This window comes from Granulicella mallensis MP5ACTX8, from assembly GCF_000178955.2.
Taxonomy (GTDB): Bacteria; Acidobacteriota; Terriglobia; order Terriglobales; family Acidobacteriaceae; genus Granulicella; species Granulicella mallensis.
The window spans coordinates 4,590,703-4,613,988 of record NC_016631.1; the positions used below are offsets into that span (position 1 = coordinate 4,590,703).

Here is a 23,286-nt window from a genome sequence, read left to right on the forward strand (position 1 = left end):
GCTCATGTTTCTGCGGATGCTGGGTGAAAGTTTCGTGCGGCAGCGGCGGCGTAAGCTGCTCGCGGGTCTCGCGATCCTGCTCGGCACCACTGCCGTGACCGCGATGCTGGCGCTCGCAACGACCATCGGCGACCGCATCCACCGCGAGCTGGCGGTCTATGGCGCAAACATCACGGTCTATCCCAAAGCCGATACTCTTGATGTAAAGATCGGCGGCCAGACGCTGCGGCCCACAACCGGCGGCGTGTATCTGCATGCGAGCGATCTCGAGAAGCTGCACGGCATCTTCTGGGCCAACAACATCACCGGCCTGAGTCCGGAGCTGGACTCCAGCATCAGTCTCGGCAAGATGGACTCCGTACCACCCTCTCCTGTTCCCGCAGCCGGCTTCTGGTTCCAGCACAACTTCGGCGATGCAAAGGTCAAACTCATCACTGGCGCAACGCAGTTGCATCCGTGGTGGAAGCTGCAAGGGGCAGCCCCCCAGGGCAGTGGCCAAGTCGTCCTCGGCGCGGCCCTGGCGAAGAGCCTGAAGGTAGGGATTGGCGACCGCCTCATGGTGCTGGGAGCCTCTGACGTGGCCGAACCCGCCACGGTGACGGGCATTCTCACAACCGGCGATGCCACCGAGGCAAAAGCGATCTTTGAGTTGAGCACGCTTCAGCAATACGCGAATCTTCCCGATGCAGTCTCTCGCGTCGACGTCAGCGCGCGCACCAAGCCGGAAGATGCCTTCGCACGCAAGGACCCCGATACTCTTTCCCCGAAGCAGCGCGATCTCTGGTACTGCCGCCCTTACGCGAACTCCATCGCCTATCAGATTCGTGAAGCGATCCCCGGAGCTGCCGCCGAGCAGGTACGTCAGGTGGAACAGAGCGAAGGCACGATCCTCGAACGCATCAGCGGCCTGATGTGGCTGGTAAGCGCCGCGGCGATGCTGGCTGCCGCAGTGGCAGTCTCCGCGGCGATGGCGACCGCCGTGCTCGAGCGCCGCACCGAGATCGGCCTCATGCGCTCGCTCGGCGCCAGCAAGGTCCGCATCGCTTCCCTGTTCTACTCTGAGGCCGGTCTACTGGCCCTCCTGGGAGGAATCGTGGGCTATGGAATCGGCTCCCTTCTCGCAGCACTGCTGACGGCGAGAATCTTTGGCGAGCAATCAGGAATCACTCTGCCTATAGCCATGGCTCATGCCTTCAACCCGGCGCTGCTGCCGGTGGTCCTGGGCATTGCGCTTCTGGTCGCCATCGCCGGAAGCACCGCCTCGATCCGTAGCGCCTTACGTATGGATCCCTCCGCCGTCTTAAGGAATAACGCATGAGCACGACGGCAACCAACAAGACGAACATCTCTCTTGGGCGAATGCTCTTGCGCTCGCTCGCGCATCGCCGTGCGCGCAGCTTCTCCGCACTGGCCGCGCTGACGGTTTCAGCAGCCGTGTCGACGGCGCTGCTCACGCTCTACAACGACCTCGACGCGAAGCTGCATCACGAGTTCCGCAGCTTCGGTGCCAACGTCGTTGTCACCTCGACCACCGCCGCCATCTCTCCGGATGAGATCCTGCAGGTCCAGAACATCGCGGGCACCAACTCACTCACCGCCCCTATCTCCTATGCCATCGCGACGACCGACCGCAAGACTCCGGTCGTTGTTGCGGGAGTGGACTTCGCCACCATGCAGAAGCTCGACAACTGGTGGAAGGTCGGCACATGGCCTAGCCAACCCGATCAAGTCCTGCTTGGCCAGCGTGCTGCGGGCTTCATCGCCAACGAGAAGGAAGTAACGCTCACCTATGCGGGCAAAGCACTCACACTGCACGGCACAGGACGCCTGAGCACCGGCGGTGACGAGGACTCACGCATCTATCTCCCGCTCGCGACCTTCGAAAACTGGGTCGGCGTGCAGCCTCATGTCCTCGAGATACAAGTCCCCGGCGGCGCAGGACGCGTAAATGCCGTTCTCTCGCAGCTGAAGCACGATCTACCGCAGTTGCATGCCGACCCGGTACGCCAGCTCGTCGCGGGCGAGTCCAGCATCGTCGACAAGACCCATGCGCTGATGTACGGAGCTGTTCTATTGATCGCGTTGACCGTAGCGGTCAGCGTACTCGCGACACTTTCAGCGAGCGTCCTTGAACGCCGCCGCGACTTCGCGCTGATGAAGGCGCTGGGAGCCTCGCAGTCTCAGTTGTTTGCTCACTTTCTACTGGAGGCGCTTGTCCTTGCAACCGTGGGAGTCGTTGCCGGCTACCTCCTCGGCTCGGGACTGGCCTGGGCGATCGGTATCGCAAACTTTGGCACGGCCACCTGGCCGAAGCTCTCGATCCTGCCACTCGTTTTACTCTTGAACCTGGGGATCGCAGCATGCGCCGCACTTTTCCCCGCGCGCGTCCTCCGCGGCCTGCAGCCGGCCGCGCTACTGAAGGGTGAGTAACAACCATGAAGATGGTCTCGGAAGCACAACGGCAACACGCAGAGGCAATGCTCGAAGGCGCAGCTCCCGTGATTGAGCTGCTCGGCGTCTCACGTGTCTATCCTTCACGCTCGGGAGTGGTTCACGCGCTCAACGATGCCAGCTTCACTATCGGCGCAGGCGAGTGGGTCGCGATCACCGGGCCCTCCGGCTCAGGCAAATCGACGTTAGTCAATCTGCTGGGCTGTCTCGACACCCCGACCGCCGGCACACTGCGTATCGACGGCACAGAAGTCCACACGATGGGTGGCGGCGACCTCGACCGCTTCCGCGCCGACAAAGTCGGGTTCATCTTTCAGCAATTCCATCTGATCCCCTACCTCTCGGCGCTCGAAAACGTCATGCTCGCGCAGTACTTCCACTCGATGACCAACGAAACCGATGCCCGCGCCGCGCTGGACCGCGTAGGCCTCAGCCACCGTGCCGAGCATCTGCCCAGTGAGTTGAGCGGCGGCGAACAACAGCGCGTCTGCATCGCCCGCGCCCTCATCAATGACCCACCCATTCTTCTGGCCGACGAACCAACCGGCAATCTCGACGCGGCAAACCAGCGTATCGTGGCGGAGATCCTTACCGAACTGCATGGGAACGGGCACACCATCGTAATGGTCACCCACGATCCTGAGATGGCCGCTCTGGCACAGCGCAAGATCGCACTAAGCCACGGCAAGGTGTTCTGCCATCCGGTGTCGAACGTGGTGAAGCTAAGCCAGTAACCCCAGGCACTCCAGGCCGCTTTTGCTGTTGCGGTTGCCTGTTTTGGTTGTTGTTTGTTTTTCGTCGTCATCAGCCGTAGGCGAAGGACCCCCGCATTAAGTGCCCACCACAGACATCATGCGACCACCACCAAATGCTGGTGATGCTCTCAGCGTCTGTGCCACCACGGGCAGAATGCGGAGATCCTTCGTTCGCTACGCTCTCTCAAGGATGACGGCGAAAAAAAAACAACGGCAGCCTACCGTTCGCCCCAGCTCAACTTCGACCGCAGCACATTGAACAGCCCATTAGGATGCAGCCGCAGCAACTGAATACTGCGCTCCGACCGCTTGCAGAGAATGCGATCTCCAAGCAGCAGCTCTACAGCCTCCTGCCCATCGACCGTGAGATACGTCTCATGCGGCACCCCGTCGACCGAGACGCAGATCTCGGAGCTGCCAGGAACAACAATCGGCCTGATCGTCAGCAGGTGCGGACAGATCGCCGTCAGCACCATGGCATCGACACTCGGGATCAGAATAGGACCATCCGCAGCCAGCGTGTATGCCGTCGAACCCGTCGGCGTGGAGACGATCACACCATCCGCGCGAAAGCGTGCCACGTACTGGCCGTCCAGCTCGATGGCGAACTCTCCCATGCGGGCGATGGCGCCCTTTGAAAGTACGACGTCATTCAGCGCATCCCACTGGCGAAAGAGCTGGCCGTCGCGAATAAGCTCCGCGTGCATCAGGCTGCGCGCGTCGACAATCGCTTCGCCCCTCATCCAGGCTTCAAACGTCATGTACAGCTCGGGCAGCGGCACCTCGGTCAGGAACCCAAGAGAGCCGAGATTGACGCCGAGAATAGGCGTGTCTGTCTTGGCAAAGGCACGCGCAGCCGAGAGCAGGGTTCCATCCCCGCCGAGCGAGATCACGATCGAGGGCTCCAGGCAGCACATATCGGGGCGCTCGATCGCATCGTTGCTGCGGCCGACGTAGGCGGCGCTCTCAGGGTCGAGGATCGAGTCGAAGTTGTGTGCCTTGAGCCACGTCATCAACTCGGGCAGAAGGGTTTCCAACTCGGGTTTTTGCGGCTTGGAAATGATGGCGGCTATTGGCATCGTCTGTAATGTCAGTGTAACCGCGTCAGGCAAAACGAGCGCGCAACAGAAACTCGCGGTTGCCTTCCATGCCAAGGATCGGGGAGTCGATCAGGGCCAGCGCCTCGCCGCCAAGCCCGAGCACGGCAGCCTCCACGCGATCCACAGCAAGCTGCTGAGCCGCCGGATCACGTACGATGCCCCCCTTGCCGACGTGCTCGCGTCCAGCCTCAAACTGGGGCTTTACCAGCACCACCGCATCGCCCGTCCAGCGGCTGCCCGCAGGAGCGAGCGCGGCTACCACCGCCGGCAGCACAAGGGTCGAGGAGATGAAGCTGACATCCATGCAGAAGAAACCGATGCGCTGCGGCGCATGAGCCACCAGGGAGCCCGGCTCAAGTAGGCGCGCATTGGTACGCTCCATCAGGGTCACACGCGGGTCGACGCGCAGTTTGTGCGCGATCTGCCCATAGCCCGTATCGACCGCCAGCACGCTGGTCGCGCCCCGCTGCAGCATGCAGTCGGTAAATCCGCCGGTAGAAGCACCGATGTCGGCGCAGGAGAGCCCCTCTACAGCGATCGACCAGGTCTCGAGCGCATGCTCCAGCTTGAGCCCTCCGCGCCCGACAAAGCGCATGTCATCGCCCAGCATACGCACTACAGCCTCGGCCTCAACCGAGGTTCCCGGCTTATCCACGCGCTGCTCTTCAACCAGAACACGCCCCGCCAGAATGAGCGCCTGCGCGCGTTCGCGCGAAGCCGCCAATCCACGGTCCACCAGAAGCTTGTCCAGTCGAAGTTTCATGAGATCGGAGGAACATGGTCAAACCATGCCCTCATAGCACTCCTCGTTAAACTCCTCGCGTGTTTGCGACAGGGACAGTCCGCAAACACGCGAGAGATTCTATCGCTGATATCGAGCCGAAACTCGACGGGGTTACTTAGTGTTGCGTGGTCAGAACGCGAATGCCCACACCCTGCAGCGTAATATGCGTCTCAACCGTATTATTATCGGTGCGAATAATTGTGAGGTCCTCACTGTCCGGAGAGGTGACATACACCTTACCGGTCGGCTTACCAGCGGTCGACGCGATCGTAGCCGGGTGTCCGTGCACCAGTGTGGGGTTCGCATTCGGGTCCGATGCCAGTGCCGTCGTGATGCCGCAGATCGTTGCAGTCACCGTGAACGAAGACAGACTCACAACACTGACCGAACCTTCGGTGGCAGCGCAGTGCACAGGATCGCTGTTATTCACGACATAGGCCTGGGTGCCATCGCTCAACACCGAAACCATGCTCGGGTTAACACCGACGGAAACCGTTCCCAAAACCGTTCCAAAGTTATTCGCATCCGTCGGATTGGCAAGATTGCAAGTAGGATTACCCGTCGGCGAGGCGATATTGCAAAGCGGAATGTTGATGATGGTGAGAGTGCCAGGAGTCGTGCCGTCACCTTTGCTCAGCACAGCCAGTTGGGAATTGATCGTCGAAAGATCCGCCCAGACCGGATTCGTGCCGACAGCCAAAGGAATCGTGCCAACCGAAGATTTGGGAAACTGTACACCGGTATCCGGTGCATTGTTCACCACATTGATCACCGAAATATTGTTTGATCCCTGGTTCAGGATGAAAGCGCGCCTGGTATCGGGCGTCATCACACCATAGACCGGATTCGTTCCCACGGGAATAGTGGCCGAGGTAGCCAACTGAGTGCCTTCGATGGAGGATACCTCCCCGTTGCCGCCTGCATCCTGGCTGATCGCATAAACACGCTGTGTTCCATCGGCGCCAACCACATATCCGGGAATCTGGCCGGGAGGAAGGTTGATAGGTTGCAGCAGCGATGGAGTGGGCGAGACGCTCAGTGCCGCAATCGAGGGGCCAACACTCGGCAGCGTGCCTGCCTGAGTTACAAACACCGTCTCACCAGTGGTTCCCACAGAGATCGCCGACATGCTGATAGGATTTGCTCCCTCCGCAAGTGCAGTCTGCACGACGTCCTGGGTCAGCAGGGTTGTCGGATTGCCGAGCGGGAACTCATTGAAGCTTCCCTGGGGGTTGACCACGTATCCGGAAGTACTGACTGTCGTCGATCCACTGCCTGTAGTCGCTCCGGCGGCATTGAGCGCAAACATATTCGGATTGACAGGGGTAGGAGCACCGCAGGGAGACGGCAGCGCTGGCGAAAGCGTCGGAAGCTGAAGGATGTTGGGCGTTGAAAGCACCGTATCGCCCGAGACATCGACAAACGTGAGCAGTCCAGGCAAAAACTGGCAGGTAGCCGCGTTTGCAGGATCAGGTCCAGGATTGGAGATCGCTATAGCGTACTGACCAGATGGCTGCCCAGCGGGCCCAACCGGATTGGTAGCCGTAACGACAGGGCGGTACTGATTGCCGCAACCGCACGCAAAAACCGCCGCCGCAGCGGCTACCGTGAAGACGGCCAACAGGTTGCGCCGCTCCTTTACTGCTGTTTGTTGCATCGTTGCTCCGTGCAAAACTGCTCCTAACAAACCTTTGGGAAACCGCTCAAGCCGATGACTCGATATCGGGTCTATCAACATCTGATTGTAAACGAGGGGACTGTACTGTCCCATGCATAACGCCATCTTCCCGTTGAAAGGCGAAATTCCGAGCTTCTGCCGAGATGACAATGTTCGGATATTTACATCTTCCATGAGCTTCTACAATCATCAAATGGATCTACGACGCTCCCTCCGTGCTCTGCCACGCTTCGCAACGGCCACGCTCGCCCTCCTGCTTTGCGCCGCAACCCCTGCCGTACGTGCCCAGCTCACCGAAGTGGGAGATGGCGGTCCAGGTCCGGTAAAGGCCCAGCACCTCACGGTCGAGCTCACATCGCTGTCCCCGCAGGTTGCCGTTGGCGGACAGGTCCAGGCAGGCCTGGTCATCACCATTGAGGAACACTGGCACGTTTACTGGACCAACGCCGGCTTCTCCGGGGAGCCGCCAAAGATCCACTGGACACTGCCTCAGGGCATCACCACCGGCCCCCTCCAGTTCCCGCCACCCTCACGGTTACCGCTCGGCCCCTACATGGACTACGGCTACGAGGACCATGTAGCGTTGCCCTTCACCGTCACCGCCTCGCCCTCGCTGAAACCTGGCAAAGTGCATCTGGATGCACATGTGAACTGGCTGGTATGCAGCAGCGTCTGCCTGCCGGGTAAAGCCCATCTCGGCCTCGACCTTGACGTCGCAAAAGGCCCGCTGCCGGCGCCGGCCGTCGTTGGCACCCTTGGCACGGCTATCACCAGCCTTCCCCGGCCGCTGCGTCCCGATATGAGCGTCGATGTGATCGGCGGAGCCAAAGAGGTCGTCTTTACCCTGAAAACCGGCGGACGCGAGGCAGAAGCGGAAATTTATCCGTTCGACTCCGGCCAGATCAGCGATACCTCCGACCAGACCGTCGAGCCACTGCCCGATGGCATTCGCGTGCGCGTGCCCCGGGCGCACGTCTCGCCTGAGTCCGATCAGCTTACGCCCCTCCCGGCAACGATTCATGGCCTCTTCAAACTGACCGATACCGAGGCCTACGATTTCACAGCGAAAGTCGTTCCGGGGGAGGTTCCAACCCCCACTGCCGGAGCGAAGAAGGGCACGGATACCACCGGTGCAACCAGCGTGACCCTCTTCGGAGCCATTGGTCTCGCCTTTCTCGGCGGACTGATCCTTAACCTGATGCCGTGCGTCTTCCCCGTGCTCTTCATCAAGGGCATGGCATTGGTGAACTCCTCCACGGAGGAACGTGGTCGTCAGCGAACCCATGGGCTCGTCTACACGCTGGGCATCGTCGCCTCGTTCTGGGTTGTGGTCGCCGTGCTGCTCGTCCTGCGAACAACAGGCAAAGAGCTGGGCTGGGGCTTCCAGCTTCAGTCTCCGGTGTTCGTCGCCGTGCTGGCCTCGTTCTTCTTCTTCCTCGCCCTGTCGCTCGCCGGACAGTTTGAGCTCGGGCTCTCGCTCACCAGCGCCGGCGGAGGCCTGGCTAAGAAGCAAGGCCTAACAGGCAGCTTCTTCACCGGAGTGCTCGCCACCGTCGTAGCAACACCCTGCACAGGTCCTCTGATGGGCGCGGCCATCGGCTTCGCCCTTGCGCAACCGGCGTGGCTCACATTCCTCGTCTTCACTGCGCTTGCCCTGGGTCTCGCGCTGCCCTATCTCGCACTCACCATGCAACCGCAGTGGACGAAAATTCTGCCCAGGCCCGGCGCCTGGATGGAAGTGTTCAAGCAGCTCACCTCGGTGATCCTGTTCATCACTGCCATCTGGCTCACCTGGGTCTTCGGACACCTCTACGCAAACGATGGCATCGACCGCATCGTCGCGTTGCTGGCCTGCTTCCTGGTGCTGGCGATTGCCGGCTGGGTGCTGGGACGCTGGCCCGCCAAATGGGGTTCGACCATCGTCGCAGTCCTGCTGATTCTTGGAGGGCTCATCATCCCGCTGCGTAAGCCCGCGGTTGAGACGCTAACCTGGCAACCTTACACACAGGCGAACTTCGATGCCGCACGCGCATCCGGCAAGCCCATCTTCATCGACTTCACCGCCGCCTGGTGCCTGAGCTGCCAGGTCAACGAGCGCGCCGTTCTACGCTCAAAGGATGTCGAGTCGAAGCTCATCGACAACCACGTCCAACTGCTCAAGGCCGACTGGACACAGTACGACCCGCAGATCACGCAGGAGTTAGCTGCGGTAGGCCGCAGCGGCGTCCCCACCTACGTCATCTACCCCGGAAGCAAGAACTCCAATGCCGATGTGCTGCCTGAGTTGCTGACCAAGGATATTGTGCTGAAGGCCATCGAGAAGGACAGCAAAACCGACTAGGTTGTCAGGGTACCCTGACAACCTACGACTTTTTTACGAATCCTGCATTAATAGAGCGCGCAGATTGCAATAATGATTGACAGGCGGAAAGTGATCACTTAGGGTTGGGAACATCTTTTAAAATCCCACTCCAAGGAAATTCCTTATGCTGAGCAATAAGCTGAGATTCTCAACAACTGCATCTCGATTAGCTTGTTAGATTTGCTAACAGGATGCACGGTAACCGGAAGTGCCGGAGCGCCTGCGACATACAGCACCTCTACTGGGGGCTGGACAATTGGCGGCCAAGTCGATGTCACCGTCGGCAAGACCACCAAGTCTGGCACATTGCCGAACGCCATAATGCCTGTCTGCGGAGACGCAACTCCCACCACATCCAGTCTGCTCTTCGTGCTCCCTACAGGAGTGGCGCTCAGAAACAACCAGGCAGTAGTGACCCTCGTGGCGACCACAGACACAGGATACACATCGTCTATCGCTGTGCCTGTAACCGCATCCTCCATGGGCTCAACACAAGCCAACTCGATCTCTTACGCTTATACCGTTCCGGATTCAACCGACCTGCAAAACTGGAAATCGCAGGTAGATGCGAACACAACCAACACCGCTACACTTAGTGTCCAGACCTCCGTGCCTGCTGTTGTAACTGGAACAGCCCCGTCGTATCCCGTGCAGATCACAGCTACTAGTCCGATGGGAGATTTCAATGTAGCTACGGTGAACGTGTCTGGAAACGCCACGTCCCCAAGCGGCCCGAGTGGTAACTGCCCGACACGAGGGAACTGCCTGGAACCCGGTTCAGGAGGAAGCAATTGAAGGCTTCTTCCTCCTGTCAGCTAAGCTCTTGTCGAGCAGGAGGACTGATCGTCCTCCTGCTCGCAATCTTGGCTCCAACCCTCCAGATGAAGGCCCAAAGCAGCAAAACAAAACCTGCCTTTTCACTTCCCTTCGTAAATCACGATGGCTATATTATTGTGAGTCTCGACTTTAACAAAGCAGGTCCCAGATTTTTCCTTGTAGATACAGGACTCTCCGATACGATGCTTGACTCGGGGTTCGCCGAGCAAATGAAACTGGATACATACGAGGAGAAAGGGCTCAAAGCTACTGGGATCTTCAGTCAGGATGCTATCCCTGCGCGTGTTGCCCGCAAAGGTGTTATCCATCAAAAGAAATTGTCCTTTGCAAGTGGCCCTTACCCAATCTTTAATATAAGTGGCTTGAGCCAAGGGCTGGGAATCGACCTGGCTGGCGTTTTAGGATTTCCAATTTTTGGGAAATACGTCGTCGAAATCAACTACGATACAAAGACCCTCGACTACTTCAAACCGAAGAAGTTCGAATATCAAGGTTCGGGGCAAGTACTTCCACTCAAAGGATCTCGAAAGTTGATTATCGATGCGGGACTGACGTTAAACAACTGCCAACAAGTCTCCGTCCCGCTAATTCTCGACACCGGCTCTAACGATTCTCTGCAGTTAGACAAGACTGCACAGATAAAGTACGGTTTTCCTGGAAAACAGCCCCTGCACTCTAATGGCAAAGGGACTATCGTAATGGGCGGGCCTGAGGGAACGGAGATGGAACCCAGTAGCAAAGCGGGGAAGATCAAGTCCTTGCAGCTTGGTTCCTACACTTTACCGGATGTCGAAACCGTTTTCGCGGAAAGAGACGCTGTCACCGAAGATAGTGCACCCACAGACGGAGTTCTCGGCGTCGAGCTTCTATCTCAATTCAACATCATCGTCAATAAACCAAATGGCAGCCTGATTCTAGAGTCACGTAAATCTATGGTAACGAATCAACCTCCAGCATGCGTACCGTCGAGCTAGATCGTGAGATCTCTCTACCTATGATGAATTTGCCTATTCATCACAGTTCATAAATAGCGTATCTGAAAGCTGTCGACTAGGAATATTGCGCCAAAAGCAATCGAGAAGAACTGCAAACCTTAGCCAATTAGAATGGCTTGGTAATTAAAAATCTCTCTATAAGTTGAACGAAACATGCTGCGACGGAAACAGCTGAGCGCTTCTCCCGCACATCAGTTAAACCCTTGTCGAGCAGGAGGACTAATAATCCTCCTGCTCGCGATCTTGGCTCCAGGTCTCCAGATGAAGGCCCAGGGGCCAAAAATGAAACCTGCCTTTTCACTTCCCTTCGTGGATCACGATGGCTATATCATTGTGAGTCTCGATTTTAACAAGGCAGGCCCCAAGTTTTTCCTTGTAGATACAGGAGTCACTGATACCGTACTTGACTCGGGGTTCGCCGAGCAGATGAAGTTGGATACACACGAGGAGAAACGACTCAAAGCTACCGGTGGCTTCAGTCATGATGTTATTCCCACCCGTGTCGTTGACAAGGGTGTTATCCACAGAAAAGGGTTGTCCTTTGCGCGTGGCCCTTACCCCGTCTTTGATATGAGTGGTTTCAGTCAATTCTTTGAAATCGACTTAGCGGGCATCTTAGGGTATCCACTTTTTGGAAAGTACGTCGTCGAAATCAACTACGATACAAAGAGCCTGGACTTTTTCAAACCCAAGAAGTTTAAATATCAAGGCGCGGGACAGATATTTCAACTCAAAGGATCTCGAAAGCTGATCATTGATGCCGGGTTGACGTTAAATAGCTGCCAACAGGTTTCCGTTCCTCTATTTCTCGACACCGGCTCTAACGATTCTCTTCAGCTTGATAAGACCGCACAGCAAAAGTATGGCCTTCCTGGAAAACAGCCTCTGCACCCTAATGGCGAGGGGACTATCGTAATGGGCGGACCTGAGGGAACTGAGGTGGAACCCAGTAGCAAAGCGGGAAAGATCAAGTCCTTGCAACTTGGTTCCTACGCTTTACCGGATGTCGAAACCGTTTTCGCGGAAAGAGACACTATCACCGAAGATAGTGTATGGACAGACGGGGATCTCGGGGTTGACGTCCTGTCTCAATTCAACATCATCGTCAATAAACCAAATGGCAGCCTAATTCTGGAACCACGTAAACCTATGGCAACGAACCAACCTCAGACGTGCGTGCCATTGAATTAGATCGTGAGACCTTCTACCTGTAATGAATATGGCTATTCAGCACAATTCATAAATAGCGCACCTGAAAACTGTCGGCCAAAGATATGTGCTGAAGGCAATCGAGAAGGACAGCAAAACCGACTAGGGAAAGTAGCGCGTTTTGTACATCACAACCTGGGTGCCCCATCCTCGACGCGCGTCGAGGATGGGCACCCGGATATAGCTTGTCTAAATCTGCCCCAGCCGCCGCTGCCACTCTGCAATCACTGTTGTCTCAGACGCCGCGCACGTCAGGTGCCCCACCTTACGCCCAGGTCGAGACTCCTTGCCGTAGTCGTGCCGAAACAACACCGGAAACTGCGCCGTCTCTTCTACCGAAGGCATCATTCCAATGCAGTTCAGCATGACCGTCGGCCGGCTCTCCGTGCTGCCCAGCTCCATCCCCGCAATAGCACGCAGATGATTTTCAAACTGCGAGGTCTTTGAGCCTTCAATCGTCCAGTGGCCGGAGTTATGCACCCGCGGCGCCATTTCATTGGCCCGCAGCGTATCTCCCTGCACAAAGAACTCGATCGCCAGCACACCGACATAGTCGAGTTCTTCCAGAATCTTCGTCATATAGGCTTCAGCCTGCGCCTGCAAAGTAGAAGCATGAGCATAGGGCGCGATAGAGGTCCGCAAGATACCGTCGCGATGATGGTTTTCGATCAGCGGATAGAACACAATCTGCCCCGTCCGTCCGCGTGCCGCAATCAGCGATACCTCGGCATCGAACCGCAGCATCCCCTCGAGGATGCACGACACACGGCCGATCTCCTCCCACGCCGCCGCAGCATCTTCAGGACGATGCAACCGCACCTGCCCCTTGCCGTCGTAGCCCATGCGGCGCGTCTTGAGAATCGCCGGCAGTCCGGTAGAAACGATCGCCCGCTCCAAATCCTGCAGGCTATCGACTGGCGCAAACGGCGCAGTGCCGATGCCGCAGACCTGAAAGAAACTCTTCTCCGGCAGGCGGTCCTGCGCAATGCCGACAGCGCGCGCGTTCGGATAGAGGTTCAACCCGTGCAGCACAGTCGCATCGATGTTCTCGCTCTCGATCGTGACCAGATCGACCTGAGCCGCAAACGCTGCGACCGCTGCCGCGTCGTCCAGATCGACAGCTACCACCGGCGCAACCTGTTCGGCACAGTCGCCAGGCTGGCCGGCGCAGATGATATCCACGTCAAGCCGCCTGCCTGCCTCTGCCAGCATGAGCGCCAACTGCCCGGCGCCGAGGATACCGATACGGGTTCGTGCTGTCTGTGTCATGCGCGCGGATTCGGGTTCTTCAAAACGGTCTTCGTCTGGGTGCTGCGAAACTTCTCCAGCTTCGCTGCAAGAGCTTTGTCTTCGAGCGCCAGAACCGCCACGGCAAACAGCGCCGCATTCTTCGCTCCTGCCGGGCCGATGGCGAACGTCGCAACAGGAATGCCCGCAGGCATCTGCGCGATTGATAGCAGTGAATCCAGTCCATCCAGCGCGCGGCTCTTCACCGGAACTCCCAGCACCGGAAGGCTTGTCTTCGATGCCACCATTCCCGGCAGATGAGCGGCCCCACCTGCACCCGCGATGATGAGTCGCAGACCACGGTCCTTCGCGCTCTCGGCGTACTTGATCATCTTGTCCGGCGTGCGATGCGCGGAGACAACCTCAGCCTCATAGCCGATGCCAAACTCATCCAGCACCTTCGCGGCCTCTTCCATCGTCGGCCAGTCGGACTTCGATCCCATGATGATGCCGACATAGATATTTTTCTGCTTCGCCATTACACTCTCCAACCCTGCAGGACTTCGACGAATGCCACTTGCTCCAGCGCCTGCACGCGATCCTTCAGGCTATCCACCGTATCGTCCGGCAGCACAGCGCAGCGCTTCTGCAGCACGATCGGCCCCGCGTCCACGTCTTCCGTTACCTGGTGAATCGTGCAGCCAGTCTCGGTCACTCCAGCGGCCAGAACCGCCTCATGCACGCTCTTGTTCATCTTGCCGCCAAAGGCCGGCAGCAGCGAAGGATGCACATTGAGCAGCCGCCCGCGCCACGCCTCAACAAAAGAGGCGGAGACGATCCGCATATAACCGATCAGTAAAACAAGCTGCACGCCCGCGTTTTGCAACGCCTCCGTTACCTGCGCGTCATAGACCTCACGTGTCAGCCCGGCAGGAGAAAGAAAGGCCGAGGGGATGTTGTGATCCGCAGCCCTTTGCAGGATCGGGGCCGTAGCCTTATCCGATACGATCAACGCGATCTCTACGTCGAGCGTGCCGCCTTCAATGGCGTCGATGACGCCCTGCAAAGCTGTACCGCGGGTTGATCCGAGAACACCAATCTTCAAACTCATGCGGACCTCAGCGATTTCATATGTTCGACACGGCGTGCAATCAACGCCGCCGTACCGATGTCCGTGCGATGAAAGAACGGACCGGGGATCTGCTGCACCACCTGCTCGCACAGCACCTCAGCTTCGGCAATCGTGGCGGCTCTGCCAACCACTGCTACCGTACGCGAGCCCGTCGCAATCAACTCGCCATCCTTCACATCCACCGCACTCAGGAACAGCGTAACCTCCGCCGGCAACTGCGACGGCAGAGACACCGCATCGCCCTTGCGCGGCGCATCAGGATAGCCATCGGGCACGATGTACTTGCAAACACTGGCCTCACCCGCAAAGCTGACAGTCTGTTGATCGAGCGTTTGATCCGCAATCGCGCGGCACACCGCTACAAAGTCCGTCTCCAGCAACGACAGCAGATTGAGCGACTCCGGATCGCCGAAGCGCGCGTTGTATTCGATCAGCTTGACGCCATCCTTCGTCACCATGAAACCGCCATACAGAATGCCTTGGTACGGCGCGCCGCACTCCTGCGCAAGAGCCGCCGTCACACGCTCGTTGATCGTCTGCGCCTCTGCGATATCGGCATCGGTCAGAAAAGGCAGCTTGTGGTCGGCATCGGTGTAAGTTCCCATGCCGCCGGTGTTCGGGCCCTTGTCGCCCTCGTAGGCGCGCTTGTGGTCCTGCACTGCAGGCATATGCCGCAGCGTCTCGCCGTCACAGAAACTCATCAGCGAAAACTCTTCGCCTTCGATCTTCTCTTCCACTACAAAGGGATGACCGCTCTCCACCAGTTCACTGCAGAAGGCCAGGCTATCGTCCTGCGACAGCAGATGATCGCCACAGACCTTTACACCTTTGCCACCAGCCAGCCCATCATCCTTGATAACGTGCCGGTTCGGAAACCTCCCAAGCACCTCTTCCAAACCATCCAGCGACTCGAAGCGCTGAAAGAAAGGGTTGCCGGGAATGTTGTACTTCGCCAGCAGCTCTCGTGCAAAACCTTTGCTCGATTCGATACGCGCGAGCGCCTGCGTCGGACCGACCACAGGAATCTTCGCAGCCCACAACGCATCGGCAACGCCCGTAGCCAGCGGCGCTTCAGGTCCAACGATCGCCAGCGTCGGCGTATGTTCTACCGCAAACGCCGCAACCGCGCTCGCATCCGTGATGCTGCCAATCCCATAAGCACCGCAGAGCTCTGCGATACCTGGATTGCGTGCTCCACTAAAGCAGATCAACTCAGGCTGTTGCGGCGAACGCGCCAGCGCCACCGCGATGGCATGCTCACGCGCGCCCGAGCCAATGATCAGAATCTTTTCCTTCATGCCGATAAACCTGCGATCACGGTCGCGTCCAGCGGACGCAGATCCGGCACGAACGCCGTACCCGTAATCTTCTCGAAGAGTTGAATGTAACGCGAGGCCAGCTCCGCGATGAGGTCATCAGGAGGCACAGGAAGGATCGCGTCTTTGTACGGATCGCAGCGCTCGCGGAACCAAAGACGGAAGAATTCCTTGTCGATCATATCCGGCTCCTGCCCAACCGCGAGCCGCTCCGCATAACTGTCCGCGAGCCAGTAACGGCTGGAATCCGGCGTATGGATCTCATCGATCAGAAGGATCTCGCCATCGTCTCCAACGCCAAACTCATACTTCGTGTCCACGAGAATCAGCCCGTGCTCCGCAGCGATCTTCTGCCCGAACGCGAACAGCGCCAGCGCCTTTGCCGAACAGAACTCCCACTGCTCCGCCGTCATCCAGCCTTCGGCGACGATCTCCTGCGCCGTGATGGGGCGATCATGCGCCGTCTCCTTCGTCGTAGGCGTCACGATATTCTGCTGCAGCTTCTCGTTCTTACGCATGCCCTCAGGCAGTGCATGACCGCAGTACTGGCGCACGCCCTTCGCATACTGCGTCCAGATGGAGGTATCGGTCGAACCCGTCAGATAGCCGCGCACAACGAACTCAATCGGCAACACCCGGCACTTGCGCGCAAGCAGCGCATTCGCATGGGGACTGCGGAGAACGTGGTTGCCAACGATATGCTTCGTCGCGGCAAACCAGTGCAGCGAAGTGCGATTGAGCACCTGCCCCTTAAACGGAATCGCCCCCAACATGCGATCGAAACCGCTCTGCCGGTCCGTGGTGACGAGCAGCAAACGTCCATCTCCCAGGTCGTACGTATCACGCACCTTGCCGGGATACTTGTCCAGCAAAGGCAGGTTGGTCTCCGTAAGGCAATACGGAATGGCGTCGATCAATCTCTGTCGTTCCATCTCTACACCCCGCTGAACCGCACGCCGGTCGTGCCCGCTTCGACGCGGCCAAGCTCCCAGACGCGCAATGCCGGAAAATCACCAAGCGCAGCAGCCAGGTCGTCCTGCAAACCTGCAGGCGCAACGATCACCAAACCAACGCCCATGTTGAACGTCCGGTGCATCTCAAGATCGTCGATGTCGCCAAGCCGCTGCATCGTCGCGAAGACAGGCTGTGGCGTCCACGTCGCACGATCGACCACCACGCCAAGCCCATCGGGAATAATGCGCGGTACGTTTTCGACCAGCCCGCCGCCGGTGATGTGCGCCATTCCCTTCACCGGAATACCGGCACCCAGAATGCTCTGGATCGGCGCGACATAGTTGGCATGCGGCGCGAGCAGCACATCGGCCAGCGACTTGCCGCCGAACTCTTCCGGCGTCGCATCGATCGCATAGCCACCGATCTCAAAGAACAGTTTGCGCGCCAGCGAAAAGCCATTGGTATGCAGACCGCTGGAGTTGATCGCGTAGAGCGCATCGCCCGGCACAATGCCGGCGCCCGTCAGCAGCTTCTCACGCTCCACAACACCCGTAACGAAGCCGACCACATCGAGATCGCCCTCCGCGTAGACTGCGGGCATCTCGGCGGTCTCGCCGCCCACCAGCGCAATGCCCGCGTCGAAGCAGGCCGCGGTCATGCCGCGCACCAGTTCTTCCACAACCGCAGGATCGGTCTTATGCAGCCCAACATAATCCAGAAACGTTAGCGGCTTCGCACCCATCACAGCGATGTCACCCGCAACAGCAGCGACGAGGTCATGGCCAAGAGCTTCATAACGACCGGCCATGACCGTCACCTTGGTCTTGGTTCCGACGCCGTCGGTGCTCTGCACCATCACCGGGTCGATCATCCCCTTGATCGCATCGCTCAGCGAGAACATGGTGCCAAACGATCCGAGCCCGGTCAGCACCGCAGCCGAATGCGTGCGTGCCACATGCGACTTGATGCGTCGCACCGCCTCATTCCCGGCTTCAATGTCCACTCCAGCAGACTTGTAATCAATCTTCGCGCTCAAGCTCTCTCCTCAATTCTGGCCTGTTCTTCCTCGTAGCTCTAAACCTCAAAGCTCGTAGCTCACAGGAACCGCTCTTCTACATACCCGCCCGCAGCTACCGAACCCAGCGACGAGCATTGTCAAACATACGTTGCCAGGGGCTATGCTGCAATTTCCGCGTCCAGGTGTGCTGCAGTCCCAGCGCGACGCGCTCGGGATGCGGCATCAGGATCAACGCCCTGCCATCGGCGCTGCTCAACCCCGCGACACCCTGCACAGAACCATTCGGGTTCAGTGGATAGCTCTCCGTCACAGCGCCATAGGTGTCGATGTAACGCAGAGCCGTTAGATCTCCACCCGAGCCAGCATAGCCCTCGCCATGCGCCACCACGATAGGGATCTTCGCCCCTACCATGCCGCTGAAGAACAGCGAAGGCGTGTCCTGAATCTCCACCATGGAGACCCGCGCCTCAAAGCGTGCGGATACATTGCGCTCGAAGTGCGGCCAGTCCGACGCCCCCGGAATAATATCGCGCAGTTGCGCCATCATCTGGCAGCCATTGCAGACTCCCAGCGAGAAAGTATCCTCACGATGGAAGAAGTCCGTGAACTGGTCCTTCAGACGATCGTTGAACAGAATCGTCTTCGCCCAGCCGCTTCCCGCTCCCAGCACATCGCCATAGGAGAAACCACCACAAGCTGCAAGTCCGCTGAAGTCTTTCAACTCCGCGCGACCAGCGAGCAGATCGCTCATGTGTACGTCGACAGCAGTAAAGCCCGCACGGTCGAAGGCCGCAGCCATCTCCACCTGCCCGTTCACACCCTGCTCGCGCAGGATCGCCACCCTCGGACGTTCGCTATGGAAGAACGGCGCGCTGACACGCTCCGCCAGCTCAAACGGCACACTCACCGAAAGCCCCGGACCCTCCGCATCGTCAAGCAGCGCAAACTCCTGCGCGGCGCACTCCGGATTGTCTCGCAGCGATTGGATATGAAAGCTCGTCTCCGCCCACATCTTCTGCAGCGCGGTGCGCGTATTGCGATAGACAACCTGCCCGTCATGGCGGAACACGATCTCGTTCCCGGTAACGCCGTGACCGATCGCCTGCGCGGCAAGTCCCGCATCCGTCAGCGAGTCGAGCACGGCAGAAGCATCAGCACTAGCCACCTGGATCACAGCCCCGAGCTCTTCGCTGAACAAGGTACCGAGATCGGCCTGAGCCAGATCGATCGCCAGCCCCATGTGCCCGGCAAAGGCCATCTCCACCAGCGTGACGAAGAGACCGCCATCGCTACGGTCGTGATACGCCAGCAGCTTCTGCTCGCTGTTGAGCTTCTGGATCGCCTCGAAGAAGGCCTTGAGCACTGAGGGTTGCGGCGCATCGGGTGTTTCATCGCCCACCTGGCCGTAGACCTGTGCAAGGCACGACCCACCCAGACGATTCCAGCCTGCGGCAAGGTCGATCAGAATCAGCGTTGTATCGCCTGCCTGCAACTGAGGCGTCAGTGTCCGGCGCACATCGCTCACCGGCGCAAAGCCTGAGACGATCAGCGACAGCGGCGACACCACGGACTTCTCCGCCTCGCCCTCGCGCCACTTCGTCTTCATCGACATCGAGTCCTTGCCGACCGGAATCGTCATCCCCAGCGCAGGGCAGAACTCCATGCCAACCGCATGCACCGCATCAAAGAGCTTCTGGTCTTCGTTCCCCTGCCCCGCGGCCGCCATCCAGTTGGCCGAGAGCTTGATGTCCGAGAGTTTGTCGATGGCCGCGCCTGCCATGTTGGTGATGACCTCACCTACCGCCATGCGCGCCGAAGCCGCGGCATCGATCACCGCCAGCGGCGTGCGCTCGCCCACGGCCATCGCCTCACCGGTCGTCGTGTCGTAAGAAGTGATCGTCACCGCACAGTCAGCCACCGGAACCTGCCACGGGCCGACCATCTGGTCCTGCACCACCATGCCGCCAACGCTGCGGTCGCCAATGGTAATCAGGAAGGACTTCGACGCAATCGCAGGCAGACGCAACAGGCGCTCCACCGCAGCCTCAATCGTCACACCCGAGAGTTCCAGCGGTGTTGCCTTCAAGTCCGTGCGGGTAAATGCGCGCTCCATCTTCGGCGGCTTGCCGAAGAGTACCTGCAAAGGCAGGTCAATAGGTTTTTCCGCGCCATCGCTCAGCGTCAGGTGCGGCTCCTGCTCTGCATAGCCGATGACGCCGAACGGGCAGCGCTCACGCGCGCAGATCGCCTCAAACGCCGCCAGATTCTCCGGCGCAATCGCCAGCACATAGCGCTCCTGGGCCTCGTTGCACCAGGTCTCCAGCGGGCTCAAGCCCGCCTCGCCGCGCGGAATCGCGTTCAGGTCGAATGTGCCGCCGCAGCCGCCATCCTTGATCAACTCCGGGAAGGCATTCGACAAACCGCCTGCGCCGACATCGTGGATAAACGCAATCGGATTGCTCTCGCCATACTGCCAGCAGCGGTCGATGACCTCCTGCGCGCGGCGCTCCATCTCCGCGTTGTCGCGCTGCACCGAGGCAAAATCCAGCTCGGTATTGCCGTTCCCAGCACTGCTCGAAGCCGCGCCGCCGCCAAGGCCGATCAACATCGCCGGGCCACCAAGCGCGACCAGTGCGTAGCCGGGCTTCATCGCGCCCTTCTCAACATGCTCCGCGCGAATATTGCCCAGGCCGCCCGCGAGCATGATCGGCTTGTGATATCCCCAGGCCTGACCGGCGCTCTCGTCATTCGCCTGCTCAAACGTCCTGAAGTAGCCGCACAGGTTAGGCCTGCCAAATTCATCGTTGAAGGCCGCTGCACCCAGAGGTCCTTCGATCATGATGTCCAGCGGCGAAGCGATATGCGCGGGACGGCCAAACGGCTGCTCCCACGGCTGCGGGGCCTGCGGCAGATTCAGATTCGAAACTGTAAATCCGCTCAACCCGGCCTTCGGCTTCGCGCCGCGGCCTGTTGCACCCTCATCGCGAATCTCCCCGCCCGAGCCGGTCGCCGCACCCGGCCACGGCGAGATCGCCGTCGGATGGTTATGCGTCTCAACCTTCAGCAGGATGTGAATGTCTTCGTCGTGATAGCCATACGCATTCCCCGTCGCCTCCGGGAAGAAGCGTCCGCCCCGCGACCCGCGAATCACCGCAGCATTGTCACGATAGGCCGAGAGTACGTTGTCGCCCGAGACCTCATTCGTATTGCGAATCATCTGGAACAGCGAACGCGGCTGCTTCACACCATCGATGGTCCAGGTCGCATTGAAGATCTTGTGGCGGCAGTGCTCGCTGTTCGCCTGCGCGAACATATACAGCTCCACATCGGTCGGATTGCGGCCCAGCTTCTTGAACTCCGCAACCAGGTAGTCGATCTCATCCGCAGCCAGAGACAGCCCAAGCTCGCGATCCGCCGCAGCAATCGCCGCAGCGCCCTGCCCCAGCACGTCGATATGCGCCAGCGGCTTCTGCTGCCGTGGCGCGAACAGCGTCTGCAACTCTTCGGCATCCCCAAAGAAGACGCTCTCTGTCATGCGATCGTGCAAAGCACCAGCCAACGCCTTCACATCGTGCGCGCCGGCAATATGCACCACGCGCGCGCGTTCTATCCGCTCGATATTGCCGAAGCCCGTATTGTGCAGAATGTCGGTGGCCTTGCTCGACCAAGGCGACTGCGTCCCCATGCGCGGAGCAATCCAGACACTCGCTCCCGAAAGAGTTTCATCGCCCGGGCCCAACAACTCGGCAAGCCGCGTCTCGTCGATCTCGCCCTCGCGAACGAGCAGCATGTAGAGATACGAGGCCGTGACCGCCGACACCCCCGCGTCGAGCGCGCGCAGGCGCTCCGCGAGCCGTTCGGCCTCGAACAGCGTCAGTGCCGCCGGACCGGGCAGCAGACGCACCGAGACCTGGCGGCTAGAGTCGGGAAGAGAGGTTTCTGGTGATGTGGCTGGCGACATCTTCTGTATGTTTAGCGGCGTCGTTACGTTGTTTTTCAAGTGTGGCAAGATACTCTTCTGTGACGTCTCCCGTCACATAGTTTCCATCGAAGACCGAGCTGTCAAAGTGCGTCAGATCGGGTGAAGCCTCGGTGATCGAATCCTTCAGATCCTGCAAATCCTGGAAGATGAGCTCGTCGGCGCCGATGTCCTTCGCCAGCTGCTGCACGGTCTTGCCGTTAGCCACCAGCTCGGAGCGTGCCGGCATATCGATGCCGTAGACGTTGGGATAGCGCACCGGCGGCGCAGCGGAGCAGACATAGACATTCTTGGCGCCCTGCTCACGAGTCATCGCGACGATCTCGCGGATTGTCGTTCCACGCACAATGGAATCGTCCACCAGCATCACGTTCTTGCCTTGGAAGGCCTGCGGAATCGGGTTCAGCTTGCGGCGAATCGACTGCTTGCGCTGCGCCTGCCCCGGCATGATGAAGGTGCGCCCGACATAGCGGTTCCGCACAAAGGCGTCACGGTAAGGGATATTAAGCCGCGTCGCGATCTCCTGCGCCGCAATGCGGCTGGTCGATGGGATCGGGATAATGACATCAATCGGCAGATGCGACCATTCGCGCTTAATCTTCTCTGCCAGCTTGATGCCCATGTTGATGCGGCACTGATATACCGAAGCGCCATCCATCGTGGAATCGGGCCGTGCCAGGTATACGTACTCGAACAGGCAGGGAGCTTTTTCGTGCGCCTGTAAACTTACATGGTTGAAGAGTTCCCCATTGTGGTCGATGAAGATCACTTCGCCGGGGGCAAGATCATGCTCCAGCTTGAAGCCGCTGACCTGCAGGGCCACGGTCTCCGAGGCAATCATGTACTCGGTCTTGCCTTCCTGGCGGGTGCCGAAGACCAGCGGACGAATGCCGTTCAAATCGCGAAACGCCACCATGCCAACGCCCGCGATCATCGCAACGACGGCATAGCCACCCTTACATCGACGGTGGACCTCTTCCACGGCGGCAAAGATGTCGAACTCATTCGGCTTCACCGCGCCGCGCCGCGCCATGGCGTGGGCAAAGACGTTCAGCATGACCTCGGAGTCGGAGTTCGTGTTCAAATGGCGCATGTCCGTTTCGAACAGGCCTTGAACGATATCGGCGACATTCGTGAGGTTGCCGTTATGCGCAAAGACGATGCCGTACGGCGAATTCACATAAAAGGGCTGGGCCTCGGCCACCGACGCACAACCGGCAGTCGGATACCGCACATGACCAATGCCAATGTTTCCCAGAAGCCGTGCCATATTGCCGGCATCGAAGACCTCGGTAATCAGGCCGTTGCCCTTTTCGAGATAGAAACGCTCATCAAAACAGGTAGCAATACCCGCAGCATCCTGCCCACGGTGTTGCAGCATGGACAAAGAATCGAAGATAACCTGACTAACCGGATTGTGCCCAAAGACACCAACAATACCGCACATTACTCTTAGTTTACGGCAGGATGACATTTGGCGCTGGCAGCC

Annotated in this window: 18 protein-coding genes; 7 read left to right on the forward strand and 11 right to left on the reverse strand. The window is 59.1% G+C overall.

Going from position 1 to position 23,286, the window contains the following annotated elements:
• The first annotated feature begins 4 nt into the window (after nt 1-4).
• The 3 genes from ACIX8_RS17915 to ACIX8_RS17925 are packed head-to-tail and all read left to right on the forward strand — an operon-like array spanning nt 5 to nt 3,185.
• On the forward strand, nt 5-1,318 hold the full coding sequence (locus ACIX8_RS17915) for an ABC transporter permease (RefSeq protein WP_014266787.1): 1,314 nt from the start codon (nt 5-7) through the stop codon (nt 1,316-1,318).
• Nucleotides 1,315-2,430 (forward strand): ABC transporter permease, encoded by a 1,116-nt coding sequence (locus tag ACIX8_RS17920; RefSeq protein WP_014266788.1) that lies wholly within the window; start codon nt 1,315-1,317, stop codon nt 2,428-2,430. The genes ACIX8_RS17915 and ACIX8_RS17920 overlap by 4 nt, the downstream gene beginning before the upstream one ends.
• 5 nt (nt 2,431-2,435) lie before the next feature.
• The gene (locus tag ACIX8_RS17925) at nt 2,436-3,185 is read left to right on the forward strand and encodes an ABC transporter ATP-binding protein (protein WP_014266789.1); all 750 of its coding nucleotides are present in this window, start codon (nt 2,436-2,438) and stop codon (nt 3,183-3,185) included.
• Nucleotides 3,186-3,424: 239 nt separating this feature from the next.
• Here ACIX8_RS17925 and ACIX8_RS17930 read toward each other — a convergent pair whose 3' ends face one another.
• The 3 genes from ACIX8_RS17930 to ACIX8_RS17940 all read right to left on the reverse strand — a co-directional run bounded on the left by ACIX8_RS17930 (nt 3,425) and on the right by ACIX8_RS17940 (nt 6,747).
• A complete protein-coding gene (locus ACIX8_RS17930) occupies nt 3,425-4,285 on the reverse strand; it encodes an NAD(+)/NADH kinase (protein ID WP_014266790.1) in 861 nt (286 codons plus the stop codon).
• A 25-nt stretch (nt 4,286-4,310) separates the two neighbouring features.
• On the reverse strand, nt 4,311-5,069 hold the full coding sequence (locus ACIX8_RS17935) for a TlyA family RNA methyltransferase (RefSeq protein WP_014266791.1): 759 nt from the start codon (nt 5,067-5,069) through the stop codon (nt 4,311-4,313).
• A 136-nt stretch (nt 5,070-5,205) separates the two neighbouring features.
• On the reverse strand, nt 5,206-6,747 hold the full coding sequence (locus ACIX8_RS17940) for a YncE family protein (protein ID WP_014266792.1): 1,542 nt from the start codon (nt 6,745-6,747) through the stop codon (nt 5,206-5,208).
• A 193-nt stretch (nt 6,748-6,940) separates the two neighbouring features.
• On the opposite strand from ACIX8_RS17940, the gene ACIX8_RS17945 reads away from it, so the two are divergent.
• The 4 genes from ACIX8_RS17945 (at nt 6,941) to ACIX8_RS17960 (ending at nt 12,153) form a co-directional block, all read left to right on the forward strand.
• Nucleotides 6,941-9,109 (forward strand): protein-disulfide reductase DsbD family protein, encoded by a 2,169-nt coding sequence (locus ACIX8_RS17945; protein ID WP_223295376.1) that lies wholly within the window; start codon nt 6,941-6,943, stop codon nt 9,107-9,109.
• 192 nt (nt 9,110-9,301) lie between these two features.
• A complete protein-coding gene (locus ACIX8_RS25695) occupies nt 9,302-9,925 on the forward strand; it encodes a hypothetical protein (RefSeq protein WP_014266794.1) in 624 nt (207 codons plus the stop codon).
• Nucleotides 9,922-10,941, forward strand: a complete 1,020-nt coding sequence (locus ACIX8_RS17955; RefSeq protein WP_014266795.1) for a pepsin/retropepsin-like aspartic protease family protein — start codon at nt 9,922-9,924, stop codon at nt 10,939-10,941. Before ACIX8_RS25695 ends, ACIX8_RS17955 begins: the two co-directional genes overlap by 4 nt.
• Before the next feature lie 303 nt (nt 10,942-11,244).
• Nucleotides 11,245-12,153 (forward strand): pepsin/retropepsin-like aspartic protease family protein, encoded by a 909-nt coding sequence (locus ACIX8_RS17960; protein ID WP_223295377.1) that lies wholly within the window; start codon nt 11,245-11,247, stop codon nt 12,151-12,153.
• Between the two features lie 207 nt (nt 12,154-12,360).
• Here ACIX8_RS17960 and ACIX8_RS17965 read toward each other — a convergent pair whose 3' ends face one another.
• The 8 genes from ACIX8_RS17965 to purF form a co-directional block, all read right to left on the reverse strand.
• A complete protein-coding gene (locus ACIX8_RS17965; protein WP_014266797.1) occupies nt 12,361-13,440 on the reverse strand; it encodes a 5-(carboxyamino)imidazole ribonucleotide synthase in 1,080 nt (359 codons plus the stop codon).
• Nucleotides 13,437-13,937: a 5-(carboxyamino)imidazole ribonucleotide mutase gene (gene purE, locus ACIX8_RS17970; protein WP_014266798.1), complete on the reverse strand. Its 501-nt coding sequence runs from the start codon at nt 13,935-13,937 to the stop codon at nt 13,437-13,439. The genes ACIX8_RS17965 and purE overlap by 4 nt, the downstream gene beginning before the upstream one ends.
• Nucleotides 13,937-14,509 carry a phosphoribosylglycinamide formyltransferase gene (purN, locus tag ACIX8_RS17975; RefSeq protein WP_014266799.1) on the reverse strand — a complete coding sequence of 191 codons (573 nt, stop codon included), beginning with the start codon at nt 14,507-14,509 and terminating at the stop codon, nt 13,937-13,939. The genes purE and purN overlap by 1 nt, the downstream gene beginning before the upstream one ends.
• Nucleotides 14,506-15,828, reverse strand: a complete 1,323-nt coding sequence (gene purD / locus ACIX8_RS17980; protein WP_014266800.1) for a phosphoribosylamine--glycine ligase — start codon at nt 15,826-15,828, stop codon at nt 14,506-14,508. The genes purN and purD overlap by 4 nt, the downstream gene beginning before the upstream one ends.
• Nucleotides 15,825-16,778: a phosphoribosylaminoimidazolesuccinocarboxamide synthase gene (locus ACIX8_RS17985; RefSeq protein WP_014266801.1), complete on the reverse strand. Its 954-nt coding sequence runs from the start codon at nt 16,776-16,778 to the stop codon at nt 15,825-15,827. The genes purD and ACIX8_RS17985 overlap by 4 nt, the downstream gene beginning before the upstream one ends.
• 2 nt (nt 16,779-16,780) lie before the next feature.
• Nucleotides 16,781-17,836, reverse strand: coding sequence for a phosphoribosylformylglycinamidine cyclo-ligase (gene purM, locus ACIX8_RS17990; RefSeq protein ID WP_014266802.1), 1,056 nt, complete (start codon nt 17,834-17,836; stop codon nt 16,781-16,783).
• A 94-nt stretch (nt 17,837-17,930) separates the two neighbouring features.
• Nucleotides 17,931-21,827 (reverse strand): phosphoribosylformylglycinamidine synthase, encoded by a 3,897-nt coding sequence (purL, locus tag ACIX8_RS17995; RefSeq protein WP_223295378.1) that lies wholly within the window; start codon nt 21,825-21,827, stop codon nt 17,931-17,933.
• Nucleotides 21,736-23,244: an amidophosphoribosyltransferase gene (purF, locus tag ACIX8_RS18000; protein WP_014266804.1), complete on the reverse strand. Its 1,509-nt coding sequence runs from the start codon at nt 23,242-23,244 to the stop codon at nt 21,736-21,738. The genes purL and purF overlap by 92 nt, the downstream gene beginning before the upstream one ends.
• Nucleotides 23,245-23,286 lie beyond the last annotated feature (42 nt).

Excerpts from the sequence above, each read along its gene's own strand:
- ACIX8_RS17915 (WP_014266787.1), top strand. The coding sequence starts at position 5 with ATGTTTCTGCGGATGCTGGGTGAAAGTTTCGTGCGGCAGCGGCGGCGT.
- ACIX8_RS17920 (WP_014266788.1), top strand. The coding sequence starts at position 1,315 with ATGAGCACGACGGCAACCAACAAGACGAACATCTCTCTTGGGCGAATG.
- ACIX8_RS17925 (WP_014266789.1), top strand. The coding sequence starts at position 2,436 with ATGAAGATGGTCTCGGAAGCACAACGGCAACACGCAGAGGCAATGCTC.
- ACIX8_RS17930 (WP_014266790.1), bottom strand. The coding sequence starts at position 4,285 with ATGCCAATAGCCGCCATCATTTCCAAGCCGCAAAAACCCGAGTTGGAA.
- ACIX8_RS17935 (WP_014266791.1), bottom strand. The coding sequence starts at position 5,069 with ATGAAACTTCGACTGGACAAGCTTCTGGTGGACCGTGGATTGGCGGCT.
- ACIX8_RS17940 (WP_014266792.1), bottom strand. The coding sequence starts at position 6,747 with ATGCAACAAACAGCAGTAAAGGAGCGGCGCAACCTGTTGGCCGTCTTC.
- ACIX8_RS17945 (WP_223295376.1), top strand. The coding sequence starts at position 6,941 with ATGAGCTTCTACAATCATCAAATGGATCTACGACGCTCCCTCCGTGCT.
- ACIX8_RS17960 (WP_223295377.1), top strand. The coding sequence starts at position 11,245 with ATGAAACCTGCCTTTTCACTTCCCTTCGTGGATCACGATGGCTATATC.
- ACIX8_RS17965 (WP_014266797.1), bottom strand. The coding sequence starts at position 13,440 with ATGACACAGACAGCACGAACCCGTATCGGTATCCTCGGCGCCGGGCAG.
- purE (WP_014266798.1), bottom strand. The coding sequence starts at position 13,937 with ATGGCGAAGCAGAAAAATATCTATGTCGGCATCATCATGGGATCGAAG.
- purN (WP_014266799.1), bottom strand. The coding sequence starts at position 14,509 with ATGAGTTTGAAGATTGGTGTTCTCGGATCAACCCGCGGTACAGCTTTG.
- purD (WP_014266800.1), bottom strand. The coding sequence starts at position 15,828 with ATGAAGGAAAAGATTCTGATCATTGGCTCGGGCGCGCGTGAGCATGCC.
- ACIX8_RS17985 (WP_014266801.1), bottom strand. The coding sequence starts at position 16,778 with ATGGAACGACAGAGATTGATCGACGCCATTCCGTATTGCCTTACGGAG.
- purF (WP_014266804.1), bottom strand. The coding sequence starts at position 23,244 with ATGTGCGGTATTGTTGGTGTCTTTGGGCACAATCCGGTTAGTCAGGTT.